This is a genomic window from Pseudovibrio axinellae, from assembly GCF_900110875.1.
In the GTDB taxonomy this organism is placed as follows: domain Bacteria; phylum Pseudomonadota; class Alphaproteobacteria; order Rhizobiales; family Stappiaceae; genus Pseudovibrio; species Pseudovibrio axinellae.
Genome location: NZ_FOFM01000001.1, coordinates 685992 through 706923, shown reverse-complemented (window position 1 = coordinate 706923; position 20932 = coordinate 685992). Strand labels below are relative to the sequence as shown.

20 protein-coding genes are annotated in these 20932 nt (G+C 49.8%); 12 read left to right on the top strand and 8 right to left on the bottom strand.

The genetic code is table 11. From position 1 onward, the window contains the following. The first annotated feature begins 607 nt into the window (after window positions 1-607). The 3 genes from BMZ51_RS03195 to BMZ51_RS03185 are packed head-to-tail and all read left to right on the top strand — an operon-like array spanning window position 608 to window position 3740. Window positions 608-1810, top strand: coding sequence for an aspartate aminotransferase family protein (locus tag BMZ51_RS03195; RefSeq protein WP_074881754.1), 1203 nt, complete (start codon window positions 608-610; stop codon window positions 1808-1810). Continuing rightward, complete coding sequence (gene argF / locus BMZ51_RS03190; protein ID WP_068006090.1) at window positions 1807-2745, top strand: ornithine carbamoyltransferase; 939 nt, start codon at window positions 1807-1809, stop codon at window positions 2743-2745. Before BMZ51_RS03195 ends, argF begins: the two co-directional genes overlap by 4 nt. Window positions 2746-2753: 8 nt before the next feature. After that, window positions 2754-3740, top strand: coding sequence for an Hsp33 family molecular chaperone (locus BMZ51_RS03185; RefSeq protein WP_068006091.1), 987 nt, complete (start codon window positions 2754-2756; stop codon window positions 3738-3740). Between the two features lie 120 nt (window positions 3741-3860). On the opposite strand, the gene BMZ51_RS03180 is transcribed toward BMZ51_RS03185, so the two are convergent. Continuing rightward, window positions 3861-5207 (bottom strand): anti-phage deoxyguanosine triphosphatase, encoded by a 1347-nt coding sequence (locus BMZ51_RS03180; RefSeq protein ID WP_244271379.1) that lies wholly within the window; start codon window positions 5205-5207, stop codon window positions 3861-3863. A 69-nt stretch (window positions 5208-5276) separates the two neighbouring features. Beyond that, window positions 5277-5927 (bottom strand): alpha/beta family hydrolase, encoded by a 651-nt coding sequence (locus BMZ51_RS03175; protein WP_068006093.1) that lies wholly within the window; start codon window positions 5925-5927, stop codon window positions 5277-5279. Window positions 5928-6057: 130 nt separating this feature from the next. On the opposite strand from BMZ51_RS03175, the gene BMZ51_RS03170 reads away from it, so the two are divergent. Then, window positions 6058-6909, top strand: coding sequence for a sterol desaturase family protein (locus tag BMZ51_RS03170; protein ID WP_068006094.1), 852 nt, complete (start codon window positions 6058-6060; stop codon window positions 6907-6909). A gap of 99 nt (window positions 6910-7008) precedes the next feature. On the opposite strand, the gene BMZ51_RS03165 is transcribed toward BMZ51_RS03170, so the two are convergent. Further along, window positions 7009-7881 (bottom strand): transporter substrate-binding domain-containing protein, encoded by an 873-nt coding sequence (locus BMZ51_RS03165; RefSeq protein ID WP_068006096.1) that lies wholly within the window; start codon window positions 7879-7881, stop codon window positions 7009-7011. Window positions 7882-8020: 139 nt separating this feature from the next. Between BMZ51_RS03165 and BMZ51_RS03160 the strand changes: the two genes are divergently transcribed. Then, complete coding sequence (locus BMZ51_RS03160; protein WP_208979232.1) at window positions 8021-10174, top strand: glycosyltransferase family 2 protein; 2154 nt, start codon at window positions 8021-8023, stop codon at window positions 10172-10174. Window positions 10175-10187: 13 nt separating this feature from the next. On the opposite strand, the gene BMZ51_RS03155 is transcribed toward BMZ51_RS03160, so the two are convergent. Then, window positions 10188-10631 carry a DUF1810 domain-containing protein gene (locus BMZ51_RS03155; protein ID WP_068006102.1) on the bottom strand — a complete coding sequence of 148 codons (444 nt, stop codon included), beginning with the start codon at window positions 10629-10631 and terminating at the stop codon, window positions 10188-10190. 431 nt (window positions 10632-11062) lie between these two features. Between BMZ51_RS03155 and BMZ51_RS03150 the strand changes: the two genes are divergently transcribed. From BMZ51_RS03150 to apaG, 3 genes are all read left to right on the top strand, one after another. After that, window positions 11063-11860: an ion transporter gene (locus BMZ51_RS03150; RefSeq protein ID WP_068006107.1), complete on the top strand. Its 798-nt coding sequence runs from the start codon at window positions 11063-11065 to the stop codon at window positions 11858-11860. A 195-nt stretch (window positions 11861-12055) separates the two neighbouring features. Continuing rightward, complete coding sequence (locus tag BMZ51_RS03140; RefSeq protein WP_068006110.1) at window positions 12056-12682, top strand: CDP-alcohol phosphatidyltransferase family protein; 627 nt, start codon at window positions 12056-12058, stop codon at window positions 12680-12682. A 109-nt stretch (window positions 12683-12791) separates the two neighbouring features. Then, window positions 12792-13184 (top strand): Co2+/Mg2+ efflux protein ApaG, encoded by a 393-nt coding sequence (apaG, locus tag BMZ51_RS03135; protein ID WP_068006112.1) that lies wholly within the window; start codon window positions 12792-12794, stop codon window positions 13182-13184. 172 nt (window positions 13185-13356) lie between these two features. On the opposite strand, the gene BMZ51_RS03130 is transcribed toward apaG, so the two are convergent. Next, on the bottom strand, window positions 13357-13770 hold the full coding sequence (locus BMZ51_RS03130; protein ID WP_068006114.1) for a tellurite resistance TerB family protein: 414 nt from the start codon (window positions 13768-13770) through the stop codon (window positions 13357-13359). 263 nt (window positions 13771-14033) lie between these two features. Between BMZ51_RS03130 and BMZ51_RS03125 the strand changes: the two genes are divergently transcribed. Beyond that, entirely contained in the window at window positions 14034-15695 is a 1662-nt protein-coding gene (locus BMZ51_RS03125; protein ID WP_068006116.1) for a lysine--tRNA ligase, read from the top strand. 33 nt (window positions 15696-15728) lie between these two features. Further along, on the top strand, window positions 15729-16505 hold the full coding sequence (locus tag BMZ51_RS03120) for an SGNH/GDSL hydrolase family protein (RefSeq protein WP_068006118.1): 777 nt from the start codon (window positions 15729-15731) through the stop codon (window positions 16503-16505). On the opposite strand, the gene BMZ51_RS03115 is transcribed toward BMZ51_RS03120, so the two are convergent. The 3 genes from BMZ51_RS03115 to BMZ51_RS03105 are packed head-to-tail and all read right to left on the bottom strand — an operon-like array spanning window position 16443 to window position 19215. Continuing rightward, on the bottom strand, window positions 16443-17621 hold the full coding sequence (locus BMZ51_RS03115) for a calcium:cation antiporter (RefSeq protein ID WP_068006120.1): 1179 nt from the start codon (window positions 17619-17621) through the stop codon (window positions 16443-16445). The two genes, BMZ51_RS03120 and BMZ51_RS03115, sit on opposite strands and share 63 nt — an antisense overlap. 37 nt (window positions 17622-17658) lie before the next feature. After that, window positions 17659-18555, bottom strand: coding sequence for a thermonuclease family protein (locus tag BMZ51_RS03110; RefSeq protein WP_068006122.1), 897 nt, complete (start codon window positions 18553-18555; stop codon window positions 17659-17661). A 15-nt stretch (window positions 18556-18570) separates the two neighbouring features. Next, complete coding sequence (locus tag BMZ51_RS03105) at window positions 18571-19215, bottom strand: S24 family peptidase (protein WP_068006124.1); 645 nt, start codon at window positions 19213-19215, stop codon at window positions 18571-18573. 211 nt (window positions 19216-19426) lie between these two features. Here BMZ51_RS03105 and BMZ51_RS03100 point away from each other — a divergent pair, with 211 nt between their 5' ends. Next, window positions 19427-19768 carry a DUF952 domain-containing protein gene (locus BMZ51_RS03100; RefSeq protein WP_068006125.1) on the top strand — a complete coding sequence of 114 codons (342 nt, stop codon included), beginning with the start codon at window positions 19427-19429 and terminating at the stop codon, window positions 19766-19768. After that, the gene (locus tag BMZ51_RS03095) at window positions 19769-20872 is read left to right on the top strand and encodes a quinone-dependent dihydroorotate dehydrogenase (RefSeq protein WP_068006127.1); all 1104 of its coding nucleotides are present in this window, start codon (window positions 19769-19771) and stop codon (window positions 20870-20872) included. It begins immediately after the preceding gene. The last annotated feature ends 60 nt before the right edge of the window (window positions 20873-20932 follow it).

The following is a 20932-nucleotide window of genomic DNA, read 5'->3' as shown; positions in this document are numbered from 1 at the left end:
TTTTCCCCAGAATTGCCGTGCTACTACTTACCTATAACAGCCTTCTTGTGGTGGGAGAAGATTATCAACCTAAAGAATAGGAGCTGTTTGTTCAACCAAGTTCCAAGGCATTCTTTCCAACACAAAGTAAGAACTGATAGCGTTAGCCCATTGATATTTAATACATATATTTACCACCGAAAAACAACTAGTAAAAGACATTAGTGAACTGCAAATTGCCGAGCGCCAAAACTGTTGGCTCCAGATTTAATGCGCAATGCATACACGTTATAGCTGTATTGAAGAAACCTTAAGAGACCTGCGAAAAAAACAGGACAAAGAAAATCGCATTAGTCCTCCACTCCAACAAATAAAGATGCCACAATACAACTGTCTTGTGGTCCTGGCTTTATGCGTGGCACCAGCAAGGTAAGCTGACCGCTAACCGCAATTTCCTTAACAGCTATAAGCCATTGCTGTTCAATAGGTGTTATTGACAGGCCGCGCGGAACGCGGTTTATATGTCGCTTCGTTCACAACCTAAACGCCATATGGCGTTTTTTTGTTTTTTGACCAACTAACTGGAAATTTTTGAGCATCTGAAAGCTCAATCCATGAGGAGTATAAAATGACGACTTCGTCGCTAATGCAGACTTATGCACGTTCGGAACTTGCGTTCGAGCGTGGGGAAGGTGTCTGGCTTATTGCGGCTGATGGTCGACGATATATGGATTGTGCTTCCGGTATTGCGGTTTCCGGTCTGGGACATGCCCACCCAAAGCTTGTTGAGGCACTTAAATCACAAGCGGAAAAACTGTGGCACGTCACGAACCTTTATACGATCCCGGAGGGCGAGAAGCTCGCAAAGTTACTGACCGACAACACCTTTGCTGATGTTGTGTTCTTTACCAACTCCGGTACAGAAGCAACTGAAGGGGCCATGAAGGCAGCACGGCGCTACCACTTTGCCAAGGGCAACCCGGAAAAGAACCGCATCATCACCTTTGAAAATGCGTTCCACGGCAGAACCATGGCAGCACTGGCCGCTGGTGGTCAGCAAAAGTACCTTGAAGGCTTTGGTCCTGCGCCAGAAGGTTTCGATCAGGTGCCGGCTGGTGATCTGGATGCCGTCAAAAAGATTGTTGGACCTGAAACTGCAGCCATCATGCTGGAGCCAATTCAGGGCGAAGGTGGTATCCGCAGCATGGACCCTGCCTTCTTGAAAGGCCTGCGTGACGTTTGTGATGAAAATGGTCTGTTGCTGATCTATGACGAGATCCAGACAGGTGTTGGCAGAACCGGCAAGCTCTTTGCGCATGAATGGCCAGGTGTAACGCCGGACCTCATGGCTATTGCCAAGGGCATCGGCGGCGGTTTCCCAATGGGTGCATTCCTGGCAACCAATGAAGCGGCAAGCGGCATGGTTCCGGGCGTTCACGGCACCACTTTCGGTGGCAACCCACTGGCGATGGCAGTTGGTAATGCAGTTCTGGAAACTGTTTTAGAGCCAGGCTTTTTGGAAGCAGTTCAGAAAAAAGGCTTGCAACTGAAGCAGAAGCTGGCCTGCGCTGTTGATCAGCACAGCGACGTGTTTGAGCTGGTCCGCGGTGAAGGATTGCTACTCGGGCTAAAATGTAAAGTGCCAAACACGCAGGTTCTGGTTCATATGCGCAACAACGGCCTGCTGCCAGTCGGCGCAGGCGACAACATACTGCGTATTATGCCGCCAATGACCATTACTGCTGAAGAAATTGATGTGCTCGTAGAAAAAATTGAAGCCGCTGCTGCGGATATGGAAAACGAGCTGAAAAATGTAGAGACTGCAAAATGACCACAATGACAAAACCACAGCATTTTCTCGATATCAGCAAATATTCCACTGAGGACCTCCGCAAAATCATGGAGGCGTCAAAGCAGATTAAGGCAACTAGAAACGGCGTGCATCGCGGACAAGGACCTCTGGCAGGCAAAGTCCTTGCGATGGTCTTTGAACAACCGTCCACTAGAACTCGCATTTCTTTTGATGTTGGTATGCGTGAGCTTGGCGGGGAAACCTTGATGTTGACCGGCGCGGAGATGCAGCTGGGACGCGGAGAGTCTATTCCTGATACCGCTCGGGTGTTGTCGCGTTTTGTTGATATGATCATGATCCGTATGCTTGACCATGATGCAGTCAACGAGCTGGCCGAATACGCAAGTGTCCCGGTTATCAATGGCTTAACTAAGGTCTCGCATCCCTGTCAGATCATGGCTGACATTTTGACATTCGAAGAACACCGCGGAAGCATTAAGGGTAAAACCGTTTCCTGGGTGGGCGATAGCAACAACGTTCTTTATTCTTGGATCGAAGCGGCAGCAAAATTTGACTTTAAAATTAACGTCGCCGCACCAAATGAACTGACAGTACCCCTTGATTGGATCGAAAAGGCCTATACATCCGGTGCTGAACTTTCAGTAACAGACGACCCGTTTGCTGCTGTTAAAAACAGTGATTGTGTTATCACCGATTGCTGGGTGTCCATGGGAGATGATGAAGCGCAAACTCGTCATAACCTGTTGGCCCCTTATCAGGTCAATGAGCGCCTGATGAGTGAAGCCAACGATTCATCTTTGTTTATGCACTGCCTGCCTGCACATCGTGGGGAAGAAGTGACAAATGAGGTGATCGACGGCCCACATTCTGTGGTATTCGACGAGGCAGAAAACCGGCTCCACGCCCAAAAAGGCATTATGGCGTGGTGCATGGGTGCTTTGCCTGAAGGATAAAAAATAAAATGACAAATACACCTGCTCAGCCGGTCTCTGCTGGCGTGGACGCTGTTGTTCCTTTTGCTGTTGAAGCTTTGGACGTACGCGGCCGTGTCATCAACATGGGACCGGTTCTGAACAGTATGCTGGCGCGTCATCAGTACCCTGCGCCTGTCAACAAGCTGCTGTCAGAGGCAATTGTCCTGACAGCAATGCTTGGCAGCACTCTGAAGTTTGAAGGGCGTTTAACCCTTCAGGCTCAGTCTGATGGTGCCGTCTCCATGCTGGTTGTTGATTTCAACGCACCAGACGGCCTGCGCGCTATGGCGCAGTTCAACACAGAAAAAGTTGCTGAAGTCTCCGCAAAAGAAGGCTTCAAGCCAGATGACCTGCTTGGTAAAGGCCACCTTGCTTTCACCATCGATCAAGGTGTTCATACCAGCCGCTATCAGGGCATTGTTGTTCTGGATGGAACAACCCTTGAAGAAGCTGCGCACGAGTACTTCCAAAAGTCCGAGCAGATCCCAACACTCGTTCGTTTGGGCGTTGCAGAAATGCTGACCAAAGCAGACGAGGGTGGAGCGGATCACTCATGGCTTGCTGGTGGCATCATGGTGCAGTTCCTGCCGCAATCTGAAGATCGCATCAAGCAGGCTGATATTCACCCAGGTGATGCGCCAGAAGGCCATGAAGCTCATCCGCTGAGCGAAGATGATGCTTGGGTGGAAGCGCGTTCTCTTGTTGAGACCGTCAAGGACGATGAGCTCATCGACCCGAACTTGAGCGTTGAAGGCTTGCTTTATCGTTTGTTCCACGAACGTGGCGCGTCCGTATACACAGCACAGCCAATGGCAGACAAGTGTAGCTGCTCCCAAGAGAAGATCTCCACCATGATGCAGAACTTCTCTGAAGCGGACAAAACAGAGATGAAAGCGGAAGGTCTGGTCCACATCAAGTGCGACTTCTGCTCCAAAGATTACGAGCTGAACGCCAACGAAGTGTTCAAGGACTGATCCGCGCAGAAACACGCAAGAAAACCGCATTCCTTTCAAAAGAACGCACAAAAAAACGCTGCCGGCCTCAACTCCGGTAGCGTTTTTTGTTAAGTCTCTCTCAAACAAAAGAAATTCAGTTTAGATACGATCAAAGATAGACCCCATACGTGGGCTAAAGAGCCTATCGTAGGTTTTCATCAGGTAATTATCGGTCATTCCTGCAATATGATCACAGATCACCCGCATGTCTTCGCCAGCATCCATGTAAGTTTTATAGGTTGCTTCAGGCAGGAAACTCTGCGGTTCGCTTTGCAGTACTTCAAAGACACTCACCACCATCTTTTGTCCTTTAAACTCAAGCTGCTGAACGCCCGGTGATTTGATAACACGTTCAAAAACAAAGCTTTTCAAGCAATTCAATAAGGGCATGACATGTGAAGGCAAGGCGGCTTTATACCGTAGCTGCGGTTCACTTAACCCTCCATTCTCAGCAATATAAACGCTGGAGATGAAGTGATGAACCAACTGGCTGATACGCATCTTACGCATGTTCGCCTCACCAGTGAAAAGGTGCTCAACAATCCCGTCAAACCCATTTGAGTTCTGCTTACCCGGATGCTGTTGGTTTAAGCTGTCGATAAACGATTGAAATTGTTCCGGTTTTACAAAAGCACGGAACTGCTGTTCATTCACCATATTCAATGCGATAGCATCTTCAAAATCATGAACCCCATACGCAATATCATCCGCTAAATCCATAATGGAGCAATCAAATGACTTGTAAGAGGTCTTCCCTGATTTCCCTTCCTTGGCAGTAACACGGGTAAACTCATTGCGATCAGAGGCACTTAACGGAGAAAGAACCCATTCAACAATGTCACTCTCGCTATCCAGATAACACTTGGGCGGCTTCGCGCTCTCACGGTCAATCAGCTGCAACGCCGTTGGTACCGCGTTCAAAACCGGTTGGTTTCCATTGTTTGTTTTGGAAAACGGTGCAGGATACTTCAAGGTGCCGAGCAGGGTCCGTCGTGTGAAGTTAAGCCCATGATTTTTAGACATTTTCTCTAATCTAGAGATCAGCCGTAGGGTCTGTCCATTGCCCTCAAAACCACCATGATTTCTCATGCAGTAGTTCAACGCCACCTCTCCACCATGCCCAAAAGGCGGATGTCCTAAATCATGACAATACGAAATTGTCTGAACCTGTGTTTGGCAAGGTAAGTACTTGTTTGCTATGTGATTTGCATGGTTGTGCCGTAAGCTGAGGACAAGGCCGGACGCAATTTGAGCTACTTCCAAAGTATGCGTCAATCGGGTTCGGTAAAAGTCACTGTCCCCCAGATTGAGGATTTGTGTTTTTCCCTGCAAACGTCTGAACGCATGAGAATGAACAATACGACTAAAATCAACTTCCGCAGTGCTACGCGGATCTCCCGTTGAAGCGCTGGACGGCTCTTGTCGTTCATTCCAGTCTATAGACACTACAAATTCCTCAAACTCGTATCGGGTATAAGAAAATGCCCCACACAAAAGTGCAGGGCATTGAAAGACTTAGCTCGCCAAACTCTTAAAGAACTCAGCTGTTTCTTTTGCTGAGTGCTCGATGTTGCCCTTCCAAGTGGCAGGCGAAGCACCTCGCGGCGCCAGGTCGTGATTGCCATCTTCAAGCCAGTAAAGGCGAACATACTCAGGCAGTTCGACTGTTTCCACCTCCGCCTGGTTGCCCATCTGATCGCGATCTCCTTGAGTGATAAGGATCGGACGTTTTGAGTTCTGCAGCGGCTCTAAGCGCCAATCTGCAAGCTCTTTCTTGGCAGATGTGTGAAACGGGTAACCAAGGCAAACAACGCCAGCAACCCGTGCAGGCAAACTCTCAGAGCCTGAAAGCATAGCGGCTACACGTCCGCCCATCGACTTGCCACCAATCAGCACAGGCCCTTGCGTCTGCTCAAGAATATCCTGAACCACGCTTTGAAACTCACCAATGAGCTTGTCCGCACGCGGGGGAGGAGCTTTCTTACCGGTCTCCCGGCGTTTGGCCATATATCCGAATTCAAAACGAGCCACAGCAACGCCGTTTTGCACAGCAGCTTCAGCAAATCGGTTCATGAAATTGGCATCCATCGGCGCACCAGCACCATGGGCCAAAACAAGGGTTCCTACACAGTCCCCCTCAGGGCGGTTCCATAAAATCTCTGTCATGCAGGCATTTTAACGCCTCTTTTACAAGAAAAGTGACAGGAAATTTACTTGTCCCCGCCTTCGATATCTACCATATTAACATTAGCTAATATAGCGGACGAAGTGGTACGGACTGGAATTGGAACAAATCATGGAAGACGGCGCAATTCGCCTTGGAATATTTGCGGGCGCGTTCCTAGTGTTTGCACTGCTGGAGATTTTCATACCCCGCCGTTCTGAAAGTCAGGAGCGAACTCAGCGGTGGTCAACAAATCTGATCTTATCAGCGCTCAACACATTGATGCTTCGGTTCGCATTGCCGTTTGCAGCAGTCTCTACGGCCTATTGGGCGCAAACGGAAGGCTTTGGCCTGAGCTACTGGCTTGGCATCAATACAGTTATTGCGGGGGTATTTTCGTTCTTTATCTTAGACTTAGCAGTCTGGGCGATGCATGTTGCCAGCCATAAAATTCCCTTTCTTTGGCATATGCACAAAGTTCACCACACAGATCCAAGATTTGATGTGACCACAGCACTGCGCTTCCATCCGATGGAAATTGCCCTGTCAATGTTATGGAAGGTTGGTGTTGTAGCCTTTTTAGGCGCACCTGTTTTATCCGTGGTGATTTTTGAGGTGGTTCTGAATGCTGCGGCGATGTTTAATCACGCAAATATCAAACTTCCCGAGAAAGCCGATCGTTTTCTCAGATGGATGATTGTGACACCAGATATGCACCGGATTCACCATTCTACCCGTCCATCTGAGACAGATAGCAATTACGGCTTCAACTTCCCATGGTGGGATAGAATGTTCGCCACTTACGTGCAGGACCCTAAAGGTGGACAAGAGAAGATCACTTTTGGGCTACATGAGTTTCAAGGTAAAGAACCGCGTCAACTGGGCTGGTCGTTGCTGTTGCCATTCAAAGCACTCGCCCACCTGCAGGGCTGGGTGTCCAGCCGGGTGAACAAGGATGGGACGCCCAAAACAGACGACTCATAAGTCTCACCTCAAATAAAGACGGTGCTGTGATCTCCATGAAAGCAGAGCCTAGTGAACTCTTTAAGTGGTTCAGATGGTTACACATACCCAAAGAGCACTTTAGAAGAAGCCACGCGGGAAATATCTAAGGTACAGCTCTCCAAGACGCCCATTGGATTGAAGGCGAGACAGACCAAGATTGATTGCGTTTAGAACCTTGGCGTTGCCTGCCTTAGCTGCAATCGTCAGGCCACCGCTAAAGTAATTTGGATCGAGCCACGGGCCTCCGGCAAACTTACAACATTGGTCGGCGGCGCGTGTATCAAGCCAGAACGACAGTTTCATGCCATCACTGAAGAGCGCATCCACCTGCGATTCCATAAGAGCGTTGCGCATAAGTGCTTCATTTTCAAACGGCACTGGGATTGCCTCGGAGAAAAAGCGCTCCAAAAACGCTTCATGGCGGGAACCTTTCACAACTGCAATACGCTTTGCGCCAAGGTTCTCCGGCAAGGGCTCTAGTGTGCTTTCCTTTTTTACAACGAAACGGCCCGGGAACCGCATATAGATCTGTGAGAAAGACAGCTTTTGCAGACTGTCAGGCGTCATACTCAGGCCAGCGATGGCTGCATCCGCTTCGCCGTTGATGACGGCGTTCGTTAAATGACCAAAAGGGAGTATCTTGAGGCTACAGGCCGCTTTAAGGCTCTCGCAGATTTCTCTAGCCAGATCCACGTTGTACCCCATTAGTCGTTCCTCGCTATCGCGAAAAATGAAGGGAGGAAAATCGTCAGCAGCAACGAACCGGATCCGTTCCGGCGCCTTGCCAGTTGTCGCAAGGCCTGACTGCCCTCCAGAAAACATTGGAATGGAGACATTTGAGCGTGCAGTGCCCTCACTCGCCCCATTTTCTGCCCCAACTTTCCCAGTTCCCGGCAAAGGAGAGCTCTGGGAAATAACCCATTTATCTGAACCAGAGCGATCTTGGGCCATGGCATTTGAAGCCGCGATAATCCCCGGCTGGGCACTAATTAAAAACAGCAATATGAAGAATACAGGGAACCGCAAATGCTATCCAATCCAGTTTGCAACAGAGCATCAGCCTAGCGAAAAAATCTCAAGGAGATACTAAGTGAATGTCTGCGAGAGTGAAAGACCTGTAACTGGAAACACACCTCCCAGATTAACCGGGGAAGGTGAAGGCAGGGCCGACGGAGCGGTGAGCAACGAACTGCCGTTCTCAATCCGGCAAGCAAATACGTTGCGCTCGCTGGCTTTGTCGATTGGGTGCGTGGAAAATTTGCGTTCTGTTGAGGCTGGTCAAGCGCTCCGTAGCCGAATGACTGCAATTACCCCCCTTGAGCAGCCTACTCATGAACAGTTAGCTTCCCCGCGTAGCACGTCTGCAAGTAAGCCAGATGTCGTACGCCCACTCAATTCCAAAGGAGATGACAAGGCACTCCCTGAGTTTATCCGCCAACGACATAGATTGGAGCGTGAGGTCCTGCAGCAATGTAACTGTTCTGACGCACTGATTGAGTTTGCCAGAACCAGAAGTTCAGCTGCTGATAAATGCCTGAGTAACTACCTAATCAAGAGTGGTTTCTTGGATGCTGCAATATTTTATTGGGGCATTTCTGGCAGAATGAACGTGCGTTATGCGCCAGATGGCAGCTTGTCCGCTATTGCTCCCATTGCAGACAAACTAAAGCCCTTTGAGACTGAAGGAATTGTATTTGTTCCAGCCTTAGACCTTAATCAAAAAGTCGTTTTTGCTGCAGCTCCCCTTGGCCATCAGTTGGAAGCTTTTGAGAGAGTTCTTGATTATGTTGATGAGGCGACGGCTAAGATTGTAGTGGTGACACCGCACTACCAAAAGGCTCTTGCTGTCACAACCGCAAGTGCAAATGCATTGGTTCAAGATAACGTCTCCATGTCGGCAGTCCATCGTTTTGTCCCTTCGCAGCGAAAACTCCTGACGGTCTCCCCTCTGGTTTTGCTGGGGGCTGCTGGTTTTGCGTTTGATATCTTCTTTTGGGCGTTGATTGCTTTGCTCACGTTGTCTCTCGGAGCAATTGGACTGCTTCGGCTAGCCTCTTTCTTTACTTATTCAGACCGCGAGAAGCTCGCGATCCCGAAACTGGAAACCTGGCCTCACTACACGGTTCTTGTCCCGCTCTACAAAGAGTCGGCTGTCTGCAGCCAATTGGTCGAGGCACTGGACGCCTTGGATTACCCCAAAGAAGCCCTCACGATTATCTTCCTGGTTGAACAGGATGATACGGTGACCCAGAAAAGTCTTCGCAAGCTCCTCAAAAAATCTATGCAGATCATGATCCTCCCACCTGGTAAGCCACAGACCAAGCCGCGTGCGCTATCAGCTGGTTTAGCCGTGACACGAGGTGAGTTCCTAACTGTATTTGATGCTGAGGATCGCCCTGAACCTCAACAACTCAAGAAGGCAATTTGCCAATTTGCGTTTGAAGGCCATGAAGTGGCCTGCTTGCAGGCATCGTTGTCTATAGATCATGCAAGCCAAGGCTGGCTCGTTCGTCAGTTTGCGTTCGAATATGCAGCACTTTTTGACGTATTTTTACCGTTTCTATCTCGAAAGAACCTGTTGCTACCTCTTGGAGGCACGTCGAACCACTTCCGCGTGAGCGCTCTTAGAAAAGTGGGAGGTTGGGACCCCTTCAACGTGACCGAAGATGCTGACTTGGCAGTCCGCTTTGCCCGCCAAGGCTTTAAGACCCGTACCCTGAACAGCTCAACCTACGAAGAAGCGCCTTTAACGCTCAAAGCATGGTTACACCAGCGTACTCGCTGGCATAAAGGGTGGATACAAACTCTGGCCGTTCATTTGCGCAGCCCCGCCACGACATATAAACAATTGGGATTAAAGAACTTTTCATTTTTATTGCTGACATTCCTGGGAGGCATGTTGTGCTTATGGGCAGCGCCACTGACAGTTGTGATGCTTGGAAATGTGCTGTTAGATCTCTACCTCACGGGAGGACAGACGCTTGATGCTTTCAGCATATACGCAGGTTTTTGTTTTCTCTTTGGCCTTGGCGGCACGGTTGTTACTGTCTTGCAGGGCAGTGCCAAAAGAGGGTTCCGTCCGCGCATATGGGAGATTGCAAGCATCCCAGTTTACTGGGTGCTCGGCTGCATTGCCTCCTATCAAGCGCTCATTGAATTCTTTATCAAACCCCACCATTGGCGCAAAACCGAGCATGGAATTGTTCGTCACCGTGCAAAAGTTACCGCGCAAAGCGAAGCCTAACATCAGGAGGGATCTATCCTGTGCTGTGCCTTTTAAGCGCTTCAATCGTCAGCTTGCACGGGCGCCCCTCGTAAAACTGATCGAGTACTTGATGAAACACTTCTGGATCATCACCGGCGTTACCAAAGAGGGTCGCACTGCTACGCACCTTAATACTGTCAACCTCTCCCAGGATCTGCAATGCGGAGAGGTCCGTATGTTTAAGTAGGAGTTTGCAACATCCACGCAAACGAGAGGCGAGTAGCGGATAGGAAAGGTAGCGTTTCGCTTCTTCCAGATCTTCAATGCCAAAGAAGTGCGCAGTTGATGAACGACCAAGCTGGCGAAGCTGAGGGAAAATGAACCAGATCCAGTGGGAGGCCTTTCGCCCGCTCATTAACTCCTGAACGACCTCCAGGTAAACGGGGTCCTGTGCAATAACGAAGCGCGTGATGTCCTCTTTAGTTGTCCGCACCATCCAGACGCACCCTATCTTTTTTACATATCAGATCTGCCTAGAAGCTGGCACCCAAGTTCATGGCCCACGCGCACAAACAGGCAGACACGTTGGCATCGCCAATATGCAAGGGAAACTCAAAATAGACAGTGAACGAAGTAAAGGGGCATGACCCACTGAATTCAGCGCGTTCCCTTATGACGTACGAGCTCTTCCTTGGGCAGACAATTGCTTGGCTCAGATCTCATTTAATTTTATTATAGGCTTTCGCATAGCAGTCAAACCGATGGAAACTAAAAGTTAAACTTGGGTGCGATGTGTTTGTGATGCTGCTGCCAGTGCAGGGTAATTTCTTCATTTCTACATCCCATTCTCGTTTGGGACCATTTTGAAAAGTCAAAGGATAACCGGTTAGGGTGGCCCAGCTACGTAATGGAAGGTCAAGCATAGAAATGCGGGCGAAGTTACGATCTCTTATTGAAAGTCGCGAGTGGGAATACACAATAGTATCAATTATCGTTTTAAACGCGATTGTGCTTGGGCTGGATACCAGTCGGATGCTGGCGGCCCATTATGGGTGGTTTCTGCACTTTCTTGATGAAGCGATACTCGTCATCTACGTTATTGAGCTGACATTGCGCATCGTTGCCTATGGACCTCGCTTCTTCAAAGGCCCATGGAACCTCTTTGATTTCTTTATCATCAGCATCGCTCTCGTACCTGCAGCCGGCCCGGCCACAATCCTACGGTCGCTCAGAATATTGCGAATCTTGCGGTTGATTTCGGTAGTTCCCTCACTGCGCAGTGTTATTGGCGGCTTGATCCGTGCTCTACCGGGCATGGGATCAATCGTATTGTTGATGGCTCTCGTATTCTATGTGTTTTCAGTAATGGCGACACGACTTTATAGTGTTGCGTTTCCCGAATGGTTTGGGAGCATTGGCGCTTCTGCCTACTCTTTGTTCCAGATTATGACACTGGAAAGTTGGAGTATGGGCATCGTCCGTCCGGTTATGGAAGTCTTTCCTAACGCCTGGCTGTTCTTCATTCCCTTCATTTTGTGCACCGCCTTTACCGTTCTAAACTTGTTTATCGGCATCATCGTTTCTGCCATGCAACAAGAGCATGAAAGGGATATGGCAGAAGATCGCAACAACGTGCATGAAGAAACACGGCGTGTTCTTAGTGAATTGCAGGAGCTTAAACAAACGTTGAACGCAGAGCTCACCCGGCAGCGGAAGGACCGTTAGGTGCGCACAACATAGCTGAGAAAACTAATGGTGCCGCAAAGCCAGCTTTCGCTGCTCCATAAACAACCTGCCGATCATCGCGGTCAAGTTTTGATGAAGTATTGTTGATCAGGCGCGTGTGGATTGCGTCGCTGCCCTTATAGGCACCTGCTAAAAAAAGCCCTAAGAGGAAAAGCATATCTGATAGGATACGATATGTTTGATGCAAAACTCCGCGGCTATATAGATCCCCCCCTTAATAGGATGGGAACTGTGTTTGCAGACCAGGGTATTTCAGCCAATGCTGTGACAGTGGTAGGGCTCGGTTTCGGGCTTGTGGCCGCAGCTGCCATCGTAATGGGGCAGTTCTATATAGCATTACTGTTTATCTTGTTGAACAGGTTTGCCGATGGTCTGGATGGCGCCATCGCCAGAGCTGCCGGACCAACAAGTCTGGGCGGGTTTTACGATATCACATTCGATTTCATCTTTTACGGAGCAATTCCGCTGGCTTTCGCTCTCGTTGTTCCGCAGCAAAATGCTCTTGCCGGGGCAGCCTTACTCTTTAGCTTCTATATTAATGGATCCGTGTTCCTTGCATTTTCAACTCTGGCTCAAAAGATTGGGCTAAGGACATCTATGCGCGGAAAGAAGTCCTTCTATTATCTGGGAGGGCTTGCTGAGGGTGCTGAGACCATCGGGGTTTTTATCATTTTTTGCCTATTTCCCTCTTATTTTTCATGGGTTGCGTGGACTTTTGCTGCGATATGCACACTTTCGGCAATTTCTCGCGTTTTCATGGTACGAGAAATGGTTTGGAACGATTCCAATCCACCCTCCTAAGATCCTTACTCTTGCGAAGATTGGGGTGAAAAGGCTAGACTTCTAAAGAATAGGATGCGTACTGCTGTTGTATTTGCAGTGGAATTTTCCTTAGAAAATGGGTTGTGCTATGTATCGTGCCGTTACCCGAAATATACAGATCACTGTTGAACCGTATTACCTTGCTGAAGAATCCACCCCAGAAGATGATCAATTTTTCTGGGCCTATACAGTATCAATAGAAAACCTGGGTAGGGAAACCGTTCAGTTGATGTCGCGCCATTGGCATATCATTGATGCAAACGGAAACTCCCAGCAAATGGACGGATCAGGCGTTGTTGGCGAGGAGCCGGTCATAGAACCCGGTGACTCCTTCCAATATACATCAGGCTGCCCGCTCAATACCACCTCGGGCATCATGACAGGCAACTATCGTATGCAAACACTGAGTGGTGAGACATTTGCAGTGAAGATACCTGCGTTTTCGCTCGACCTACCAGACATGGTCAAGACCGTACATTAGGGAGAGACGGGGAGGGCTACTTGGCTTTGTGATAGCTGGACATCGTTTTGCGGCCAAGAAGACGCAAAAATGCACTCAAAGTGGATGAGTGCGAACAAAGGCGCTAAATGCTCTAAAGGGCGATTGCGTCCAGCACTGCGGGCAGCGGAGCCACCCGCAGTGTTTACATGTGTTATTGAGTGCGAAAACGCGCCTGTGCCCCACGTTCAATAGCAGCAATCGTCAGCTTATCCACCTTCAGGTGGTCGCGAAGCAGTTGCAGCATGCGCACTTCTTCTGGGCTTACCCGCAGATCAGCCGCCGCAATTTCAACGCCAAGTGCATAGGCAGTGTCGTGCAGCTTTGTTGGCAGGGAGCCAGCAATAAGGGCCAAAGTGTCCTTCATGCCGTTTTCGCCAGAAAGGCGTTCAGCGCACTGTGTCGTAATGCTCACCAGTTTATCGTCATCAAAGTCTTTGAAAACAGGAAGAATGCCGACAATGTCACCAAGCTGGCGCAGTTCAGCGTCGCTCATAGCGCTATCGGCGGCCGAAACCATAACCATCACATGAATAAGGGCTTCTTCAACGCTCAGTAATCTATCCATTGTCCCCACACCTCCCTAAACGAGCAGCAACGCGCGCTCGTTTGTTGTGTTTTCGTCGTGCCAATTCTCTAAGTAACGCTCAATGATTGCAGAGGTAGGATAAGATTGCCACTCATACAAGAGGTTACAGCCGAATTAGCAAGAACTGTCATTGACGCGGGCTTCAGTTTTACATAAGTTCACGCAGCTTTCCGAGCAGAAAAATCTCTGCGGAAAGATATAATCAATCACAATCTAATCTCCAAAAACGGATCTCAAAATCCATGTCTACAAACAGTTTGCCTCAACTCGATCTCAGCCCTGAACTTATCGAGGCGGCCCAGGTCTCTAAAGCCTGGCCGTTTGAAGAAGCACGCAAACTGGTGAAACGGTTGGAGAAGAAACCCAAGGATGGGCCGGTCTTGTTCGAGACCGGCTATGGCCCTTCTGGTTTGCCACATATGGGAACTTTCGGCGAAGTTGCGCGCACAACAATGGTGCGCACCGCCTTCCGCCTTCTGACTGAAGACAAGATCCCAACAAAACTGCTGTGCTTTTCTGATGATATGGATGGATTCCGTAAGGTTCCAACCAACGTTCCTAATCAGGAAATGCTGGCTGCTTTTCTGGGCAAGCCACTGACCAAAGTGCCAGACCCATTCTCAAACGAGTACACGAGCTTTGCTGCGGCAAACAATGCAAAGTTGATGGCGTTTCTCGATAAGTTCGGTTTTGAATACGAATTCGCATCTTCAACTGAATATTACGAGAGTGGCCGCTTTGACGCTGCACTCCTGCGCATGTTGGAAGTCTACGACAAGATCATGGCGATCATCCTTCCAACACTGGGCGAAGAACGTCAGGCAACTTATTCTCCGTTCCTGCCAGTGTGTCCGCGTACGGGTGTGGTGCTCCAAGTGCCAATGATTGAGCGCAATGTCGAAAAGGGCACTGTGACCTACGTTGATCCAGAAACGGGCGACCACGTTGAAACGCCTGTAACTGGTGGCCGTGTCAAATGTCAGTGGAAAGCCGATTGGGCTCTGCGCTGGTACGCTCTTGGCGTTGACTATGAGATGGCTGGGAAAGATCTCATCGACAGTGTGAACCTGTCCGGCAAGATTTGTAAGGCTCTGGGCGGTCCTGCTCCGGAAGGCTTCAACTATGAGCTCTTCCTGGATGACAAGGGCCAGAAGATCTCCAAGTCTAAAGGCAACGGCCTGACTATGGAAGAATGGCTGCAATATGCAAATCAGGAAAGCCTGTCGCTGTTCAACTTCCAAAAGCCGAAAACTGCGAAGAAACTCTACTTCGACGTTATTCCAAAAGCGGTTGATGAGTACTGCACCTTCTTGTCAAAGTTCGACAACATGGATGCAGCCCAAAAGCTGATGAATCCTGCGTGGCACATCCACTATGGCACGCCTCCGAAGGAAGAAATGCCAATCTCCTTCGCGATGTTGCTCAACCTTGTTTCTGCATCCAATGCAGAAAATAAGGATGTGTTGTGGGCGTTTATCTCCCGCTACGCTCCAGGCTCTTCTGCTCAAACGCATAAGATGCTGGACGAATTGGTCGGCTACGCAATCCGCTACTACGATGACTTCGTGAAACCAACGAAGAAGTTCAAAGCAGCAGATGAAGTTGAGACGGATATGCTCACCAAGCTGGATGAAGTGCTTGCTGGCCTGCCGGCAGATACCGACGGCGGCGATATCCAAAACGCAATTTACGACATTGGTCGCAATATTGAACGTTATCAGAACACCGCAAAGCCCGGTCCAGATGGACGCCCTGGTGTTGCGCAGACCTTCTTTTCTGCAATTTATCAGGTACTTCTGGGACAGGAGAAGGGACCACGCTTTGGGTCCTTCATTGCCCTTTACGGTATTCCGGAAACTCGTAGCTTGATTGCAAAAGCACTTGCAGGAGAGCTTGCAGCGTGATGAATTAGCCCCCTCAACAGAGGGGGCTTTTTTATGTTTATTCCTAGCTGGCTCACTTGGGCGCTTCTTCCGGTTTATATCGTCGAAGGGTTACGCGCTCGAGCAAATTCGCTACGGCTATCACCAGCACCGGGCCCGCAATTTGGCAAGGTTGCGGGACAAGGCCAACAAATCAGTCTACTTGTTGTCGGAGATTCCTCTGTTGCCGGAGTGGGGTTGGAGCACACATCCCATGGCCTGACTTATAAGATGGCCAAGAAAATCGCTGAAGCGACTGGGCAGCCGGTCAAATGGCGGGCGGCGGGCAATAACTCAGCAACCTCCAGCCAGATCTGCGATGTGGTTGTACCCAATCTGCCGCGCGCCGATTACACGCACATTTACATCAGTATCGGTTTTAATGATCTTAAGAACTTCCGCTCTGGCAAAGCGTGGAAGAAAGGGTTTGGCGAGCTGATTTATGCTCTGCGCACCAAATACCCTCATGCACGGCTGTACTGGTCCAAACTCATGTCACCAATGAACGTGCCTGCGCTTTCGTGGGCGCTGGGCGCTGTATTAGAGCCAAGGCGGCAGATGATCAACCGGGTGGCAACCCAGCTCTGCGAGGAGCGAGGGGCCACTGCGATCTCGGTTACCCCCGGGATTACGGCCGAAGGCTTTTGTGAGGATGGGATCCACGCAGCGCCGATTGGCAATCAGCACTGGGTGGATCATGTGGTTGGGGAGCTGGTGAAGCGTGACCTTCTAAGGCTGGAAGATCAAAATGAAGTAGAAGATGAACAGCACCAGATGGACCGCGCCCTGTAGGGCGTTGGTTCGTGACCCGGTAAAGGTGATGATACTCAAAATCAGCGTAAGAAGGAGGAGGATCATATCCGTATCCTTCACGCCCAATACGATGTGAATATCAAAAATACCGGCGGCGATCAGAACCGCTGGCACAGTCAAACCAATCGTCGCCAGGGCTGACCCCAGACAGATATTTACAGAGCGCTGTAACCGGTTTGACAGCGCCGCGCGGAAGCTTCCCAGCCCTTCAGGTGTCAAAACGAGCAAGGCAACCAGAACGCCGCTAAATGCGGCTGGCATACCAAAGCTGGCAATCCCAAAATCCACAAGCACAGCGAATTTCTTGGAAAGAAGCACGATCGGCAACATCGTCAGGATCAAAAAGACCGCGTGGTAGCTTGTAGAGAAGATCTCAAGATCATGGTCATGATCGTGATCGTCCTCATGCGGGGCGTGCTTTTCATCCTCCAGCTCATCTTTTGCCATCAAAAAGGAAAGTGCGACCCCGGAGTGGGGTTTAGGCTGAAGGAAAAATGATTTATGCCGCACACTTTGCGTTGCTAAGAACACCCCATAAAGTGCGCTGATCATGAGAGCAAAAGAGATCTGTTGTCCGGTGGACAGGGACGGATCGGCAGTAGACGTTGTATATCGGGGCAAGATCAAAGAAAATGTTGCAAGCGGGATAAGGACCGACAGGAAAGAGCGGGCACCTTGCGTGTTAAACGGCTGTTCTCCATATTTTAGGCCGCCCAAGAGCAAGCTTATCCCAACCATGCCATTAAGGACAATGTTGAGCACTGCCAACATTGTATCGCGTGCCAGCGGTTCGTTGGACCCACCGGTTAGCATAATGGAAATGATCAGCGACACTTCGATGCCAATCACAGACAGGGTAAGGATCAGCGTGCCATAAGGCTCGCCCAGTTTGACAGCCAGACAGTCTGCATGGCGCACCACGCCAAAGGCACACCACAACATAACGCTGAAGATCCAGACAAAGCTGAATATTTGAGCCAGCAAGCCAGCAGAAGGTTGCAACAGGATATGCCCAGCCAAATAGAAAAAGGCTGTCGTTACGGCACCCGCCAGAAAGCTGGCTTCTCGCTTAAGTGTTTTCGAAAACCCCGACATTATTCTTTTTATTCTCCAAGACTCAGTAAAAAATGACTTAATCCGTTATCGAGACATCCGGTGCTGTTTCATCGCGGGGCCGCCAGATAATATTTGGCTCGCCCTCCATCACCAACGGTACGTTAGACGTGCTGCTCTCTTCCAGCTCCTGCCAGGAATCGACAAGCGTTATCGTTTCGTCCTTTTTCAGATGAACCAGTTTTGACCGCCAGATACCTCGTTCAGATTGGTGCGCGCGTTCAGCGATCCTCTTCAATGCATCAGGAGCACTGTGCCCGATTTTCGCCCAGCCATTCTTCACCAGCCAAGTGGCAAGATCATGTTTTCCTACGCTACAAGTTGCAATAAACTCATCAACCTTCACCGTTTCCATATTAAAACACGTGACCCGCTTTTGCCCGATGAACGCACGCAGCGCAGTGCGTGCTCTGATACCGCAAGGCCACGTTTGGCCATCTTCGCTGGGGCATGTTTCACTCAACTCAATCGCCTGAACGTGATGCAGGGATATCTTCATTTTTTTGTTGCTGAGCGTAGCGCCATCAAGTGCCACAGGGCGATGTAGTACCATTTCCTTCGTTGTAGCTTGATCAGGCTTATGTGCCGCCTTGATATGCGCGACCCGCTGCAACGGACCGCTCACAGCCGGGGGAGGTGTGCGTTGCCCCCCTACATTGCGCACTGCATCAGGGTGCTTTGCAGGTGTTTTCGGAATTTTTGCTTCTGCTGCAATGCGCGCAGCTTCCAGCGCAGCAAGCTCGAGCTGTTTTTGCTGTTCAGACTTCTTGTGCTTTATGGGAAAGGATGAGGGACGGTAAAGAGTGCGGGCATTTCCGCGTAGGGCGGTATCCGAGTTATGCTCAAGAAGCGCATATAAACCGGTGGCAAGAAGTACTGCCCCCAAAAGAATACTCGTTGTCTTGGTAATCCGCATAGACGCCCTGTTTACTTATTGGCTCACCCAGGAAATTCTTGCGCTCCAAACCATATCCGCAACAGCAACAACCCTTGGTGTTTCGTCAGGTATGTGCCGCCGAAATTCAATGCGCTCATTGGTTTGCCTCTGCAATGGACCGCAATGTAATTCGCCAGATTTGGTCAGGATCAAAACGTGATCATTTCGCCGCAAAGAACTCTCGGGAGAGACGATGAGAATTTGTCCTTCGCTGTAGTATGGCTCAAAACTATTACTCGAAACCTCTACTGCGAAGAATTTATCGCTCTGTGGACTTGGAAAAATGAAGCTATCGCAGAAATTATCTAGCTTTAAATCAGAGATATTCTCGAGATTAACCTCTTTCAACTCGTCCGAGGTGCACAGGTAAGCTGGGAAAGATCTAAAATGTATACTCGAGGTTTCATTTTCACCTTGTAGCAACAAAGCGAAATCCACGAAGGACATTTGGGTAACGTCCAACACCTTAGACAAAGACTCGGTAGACGGCCAACGAGGACGTCCGTCGGCCGCAAAACGTTTGGAGACATTGAAGGAGGTTGGGTCAAGACCAGCTCGGCGGGCCAGACCTGAAGGTGTCAGCTGGTGTTTGTCTGCCAGTTTATCAAGCGTGGCCCAAAGGGTTGCGTGATCCAACATTACATCTCCCGGGTTGGGGCAGCCATGTCCCTTGTGGCGTGCGATCTTGCTGGAAAACAGCCTGATCAGAGGGCTTTAGTTAGTTCGTGTATGTGGTGAATAAATTCCCATTGCAAGCACTATCCTAAAGAGAGGGGTTGCCAGTCACTGATTTGTGGATGTATGAGCATGGCTTCAGTTGAGTAGACATCTCTCCTGAAAGGCAAATCTCATGTCCCTCATTTACAAGATCGCGCCGCAAGCGCTTTGGCAGCAAGCTGAAGCCGCTGGTATCTTTACAGGTGCCCCGATCGATTTGGCCGATGGCTACATCCATTTTTCCAGTGCTCAGACCGTTAAAGAAACCGCAGCGCTGTACTTTGCAGGACAAACTGACCTATTGCTGATTGCCGTTGAAAGCGAAGACTTTCCGCAGGATGAGATGAAATGGGAGGCCTCGCGAGGGGGAACACTCTTCCCGCATCTTTATGGAAAATTCGCGATCTCAAAGGCAAGGTGGGTGAAACCTTTGCCGCTGAATGCTGATGGCAACCATATGTTTCCGGAGCTATAGATGTCTATTGAAGAAATGATCAACAAGATCGGTATCCGCGCGCTGCATTGTCTGGACCCTGAGACGTCACACAATGCCACCATAAAGATGCTGTCATCCGGCTTAGCTCCTACGTTTGCTCAGGTCGAGGACCCGGCCCTTGAGTACAAGTGGGGTGACCTGACTTTCAAAAACCCGGTGGGAATGGCCGCAGGCTTTGACAAGAATGCACAGGCTATAAAACCGCTTATGAAACTTGGTTTTGGTCATGTGGAAGTGGGAACTGTGACACCGCTGCCGCAGGAAGGTAACCCCAAGCCTCGGAACTTTCGTCTCAGTGCAGACAGAGCGGTGATCAACCGATACGGCTTCAACAATGACGGCCATGATGTGGTTTACGAACGCATCCGCAAAACCGGTCGCACCCCTGGTGTTTTGGGCATCAACGTCGGTGCGAACAAACTCTCTGATGATCGCGTTGCCGATTACGTGTTGGGGGTCAAGCGTTTTGCCGAACTTGCCGGTTACCTGACAGCCAACATCTCATCTCCCAATACTCCGGGCTTGAGAGACCTTCAGGAAAGGGGTGCACTTGCTAACCTCCTCGCAGCCATCATTGATGCGCGCCGCGAGCAAGAGGACCGTCTGGGTCGTAAAGTGCCAGTTTTGTTAAAGATCGCCCCAGATGTGACTGAAACGGCTTTGAAGGAGATCGCCGAAGAAGTCATGACCAACAATGTGGATGGTATGATTATCTCCAATACCACCATTACGCGCCCTCCGACCCTTAAAGATCAAAAGCAAGCCAAAGAGGCTGGTGGTCTTTCAGGCGCTCCTTTGTTTGAGCGAGCAACAGTTACACTGGCAAAGGCCAGAAGAGCCGTTGGCCCGGACTTGCCGCTCTTCGGTGTTGGTGGGGTCGATACGCCGGAAAAGGCTGCTGCGAAGATCTTTGCAGGTGCAAACCAGATTCAGCTTTATTCTGGCATGGTCTATGAGGGGCAGACACTGGTGAGCAAGATCAACCAGCATCTGTCCCGTCTGGTTGCGACGCGTGGCGTCTCAAACCTGCAAGAGCTAGTTGGAATCGACAATGCGCAATGGGCTGAAAAACCGTTAGATTAACCAGCTATGCAAAAACCAAGGCTAAAGCAGTTCATATGTTTCAACTGAAATGTGAACTGC

Coding starts and splice junctions, on each gene's coding strand:
- BMZ51_RS03195 (WP_074881754.1), top strand. CDS start 608: ATGACGACTTCGTCGCTAATGCAGACTTATGCACGTTCGGAACTTGCG.
- argF (WP_068006090.1), top strand. CDS start 1,807: ATGACCACAATGACAAAACCACAGCATTTTCTCGATATCAGCAAATAT.
- BMZ51_RS03185 (WP_068006091.1), top strand. CDS start 2,754: ATGACAAATACACCTGCTCAGCCGGTCTCTGCTGGCGTGGACGCTGTT.
- BMZ51_RS03175 (WP_068006093.1), bottom strand. CDS start 5,927: ATGACAGAGATTTTATGGAACCGCCCTGAGGGGGACTGTGTAGGAACC.
- BMZ51_RS03170 (WP_068006094.1), top strand. CDS start 6,058: ATGGAAGACGGCGCAATTCGCCTTGGAATATTTGCGGGCGCGTTCCTA.
- BMZ51_RS03165 (WP_068006096.1), bottom strand. CDS start 7,881: ATGGCCCAAGATCGCTCTGGTTCAGATAAATGGGTTATTTCCCAGAGC.
- BMZ51_RS03155 (WP_068006102.1), bottom strand. CDS start 10,631: ATGGTGCGGACAACTAAAGAGGACATCACGCGCTTCGTTATTGCACAG.
- BMZ51_RS03150 (WP_068006107.1), top strand. CDS start 11,063: ATGCGGGCGAAGTTACGATCTCTTATTGAAAGTCGCGAGTGGGAATAC.
- BMZ51_RS03140 (WP_068006110.1), top strand. CDS start 12,056: ATGTTTGATGCAAAACTCCGCGGCTATATAGATCCCCCCCTTAATAGG.
- apaG (WP_068006112.1), top strand. CDS start 12,792: ATGTATCGTGCCGTTACCCGAAATATACAGATCACTGTTGAACCGTAT.
- BMZ51_RS03130 (WP_068006114.1), bottom strand. CDS start 13,770: ATGGATAGATTACTGAGCGTTGAAGAAGCCCTTATTCATGTGATGGTT.
- BMZ51_RS03125 (WP_068006116.1), top strand. CDS start 14,034: ATGTCTACAAACAGTTTGCCTCAACTCGATCTCAGCCCTGAACTTATC.
- BMZ51_RS03120 (WP_068006118.1), top strand. CDS start 15,729: ATGTTTATTCCTAGCTGGCTCACTTGGGCGCTTCTTCCGGTTTATATC.
- BMZ51_RS03115 (WP_068006120.1), bottom strand. CDS start 17,621: ATGTCGGGGTTTTCGAAAACACTTAAGCGAGAAGCCAGCTTTCTGGCG.
- BMZ51_RS03110 (WP_068006122.1), bottom strand. CDS start 18,555: ATGCGGATTACCAAGACAACGAGTATTCTTTTGGGGGCAGTACTTCTT.
- BMZ51_RS03105 (WP_068006124.1), bottom strand. CDS start 19,215: ATGTTGGATCACGCAACCCTTTGGGCCACGCTTGATAAACTGGCAGAC.
- BMZ51_RS03100 (WP_068006125.1), top strand. CDS start 19,427: ATGTCCCTCATTTACAAGATCGCGCCGCAAGCGCTTTGGCAGCAAGCT.
- BMZ51_RS03095 (WP_068006127.1), top strand. CDS start 19,769: ATGTCTATTGAAGAAATGATCAACAAGATCGGTATCCGCGCGCTGCAT.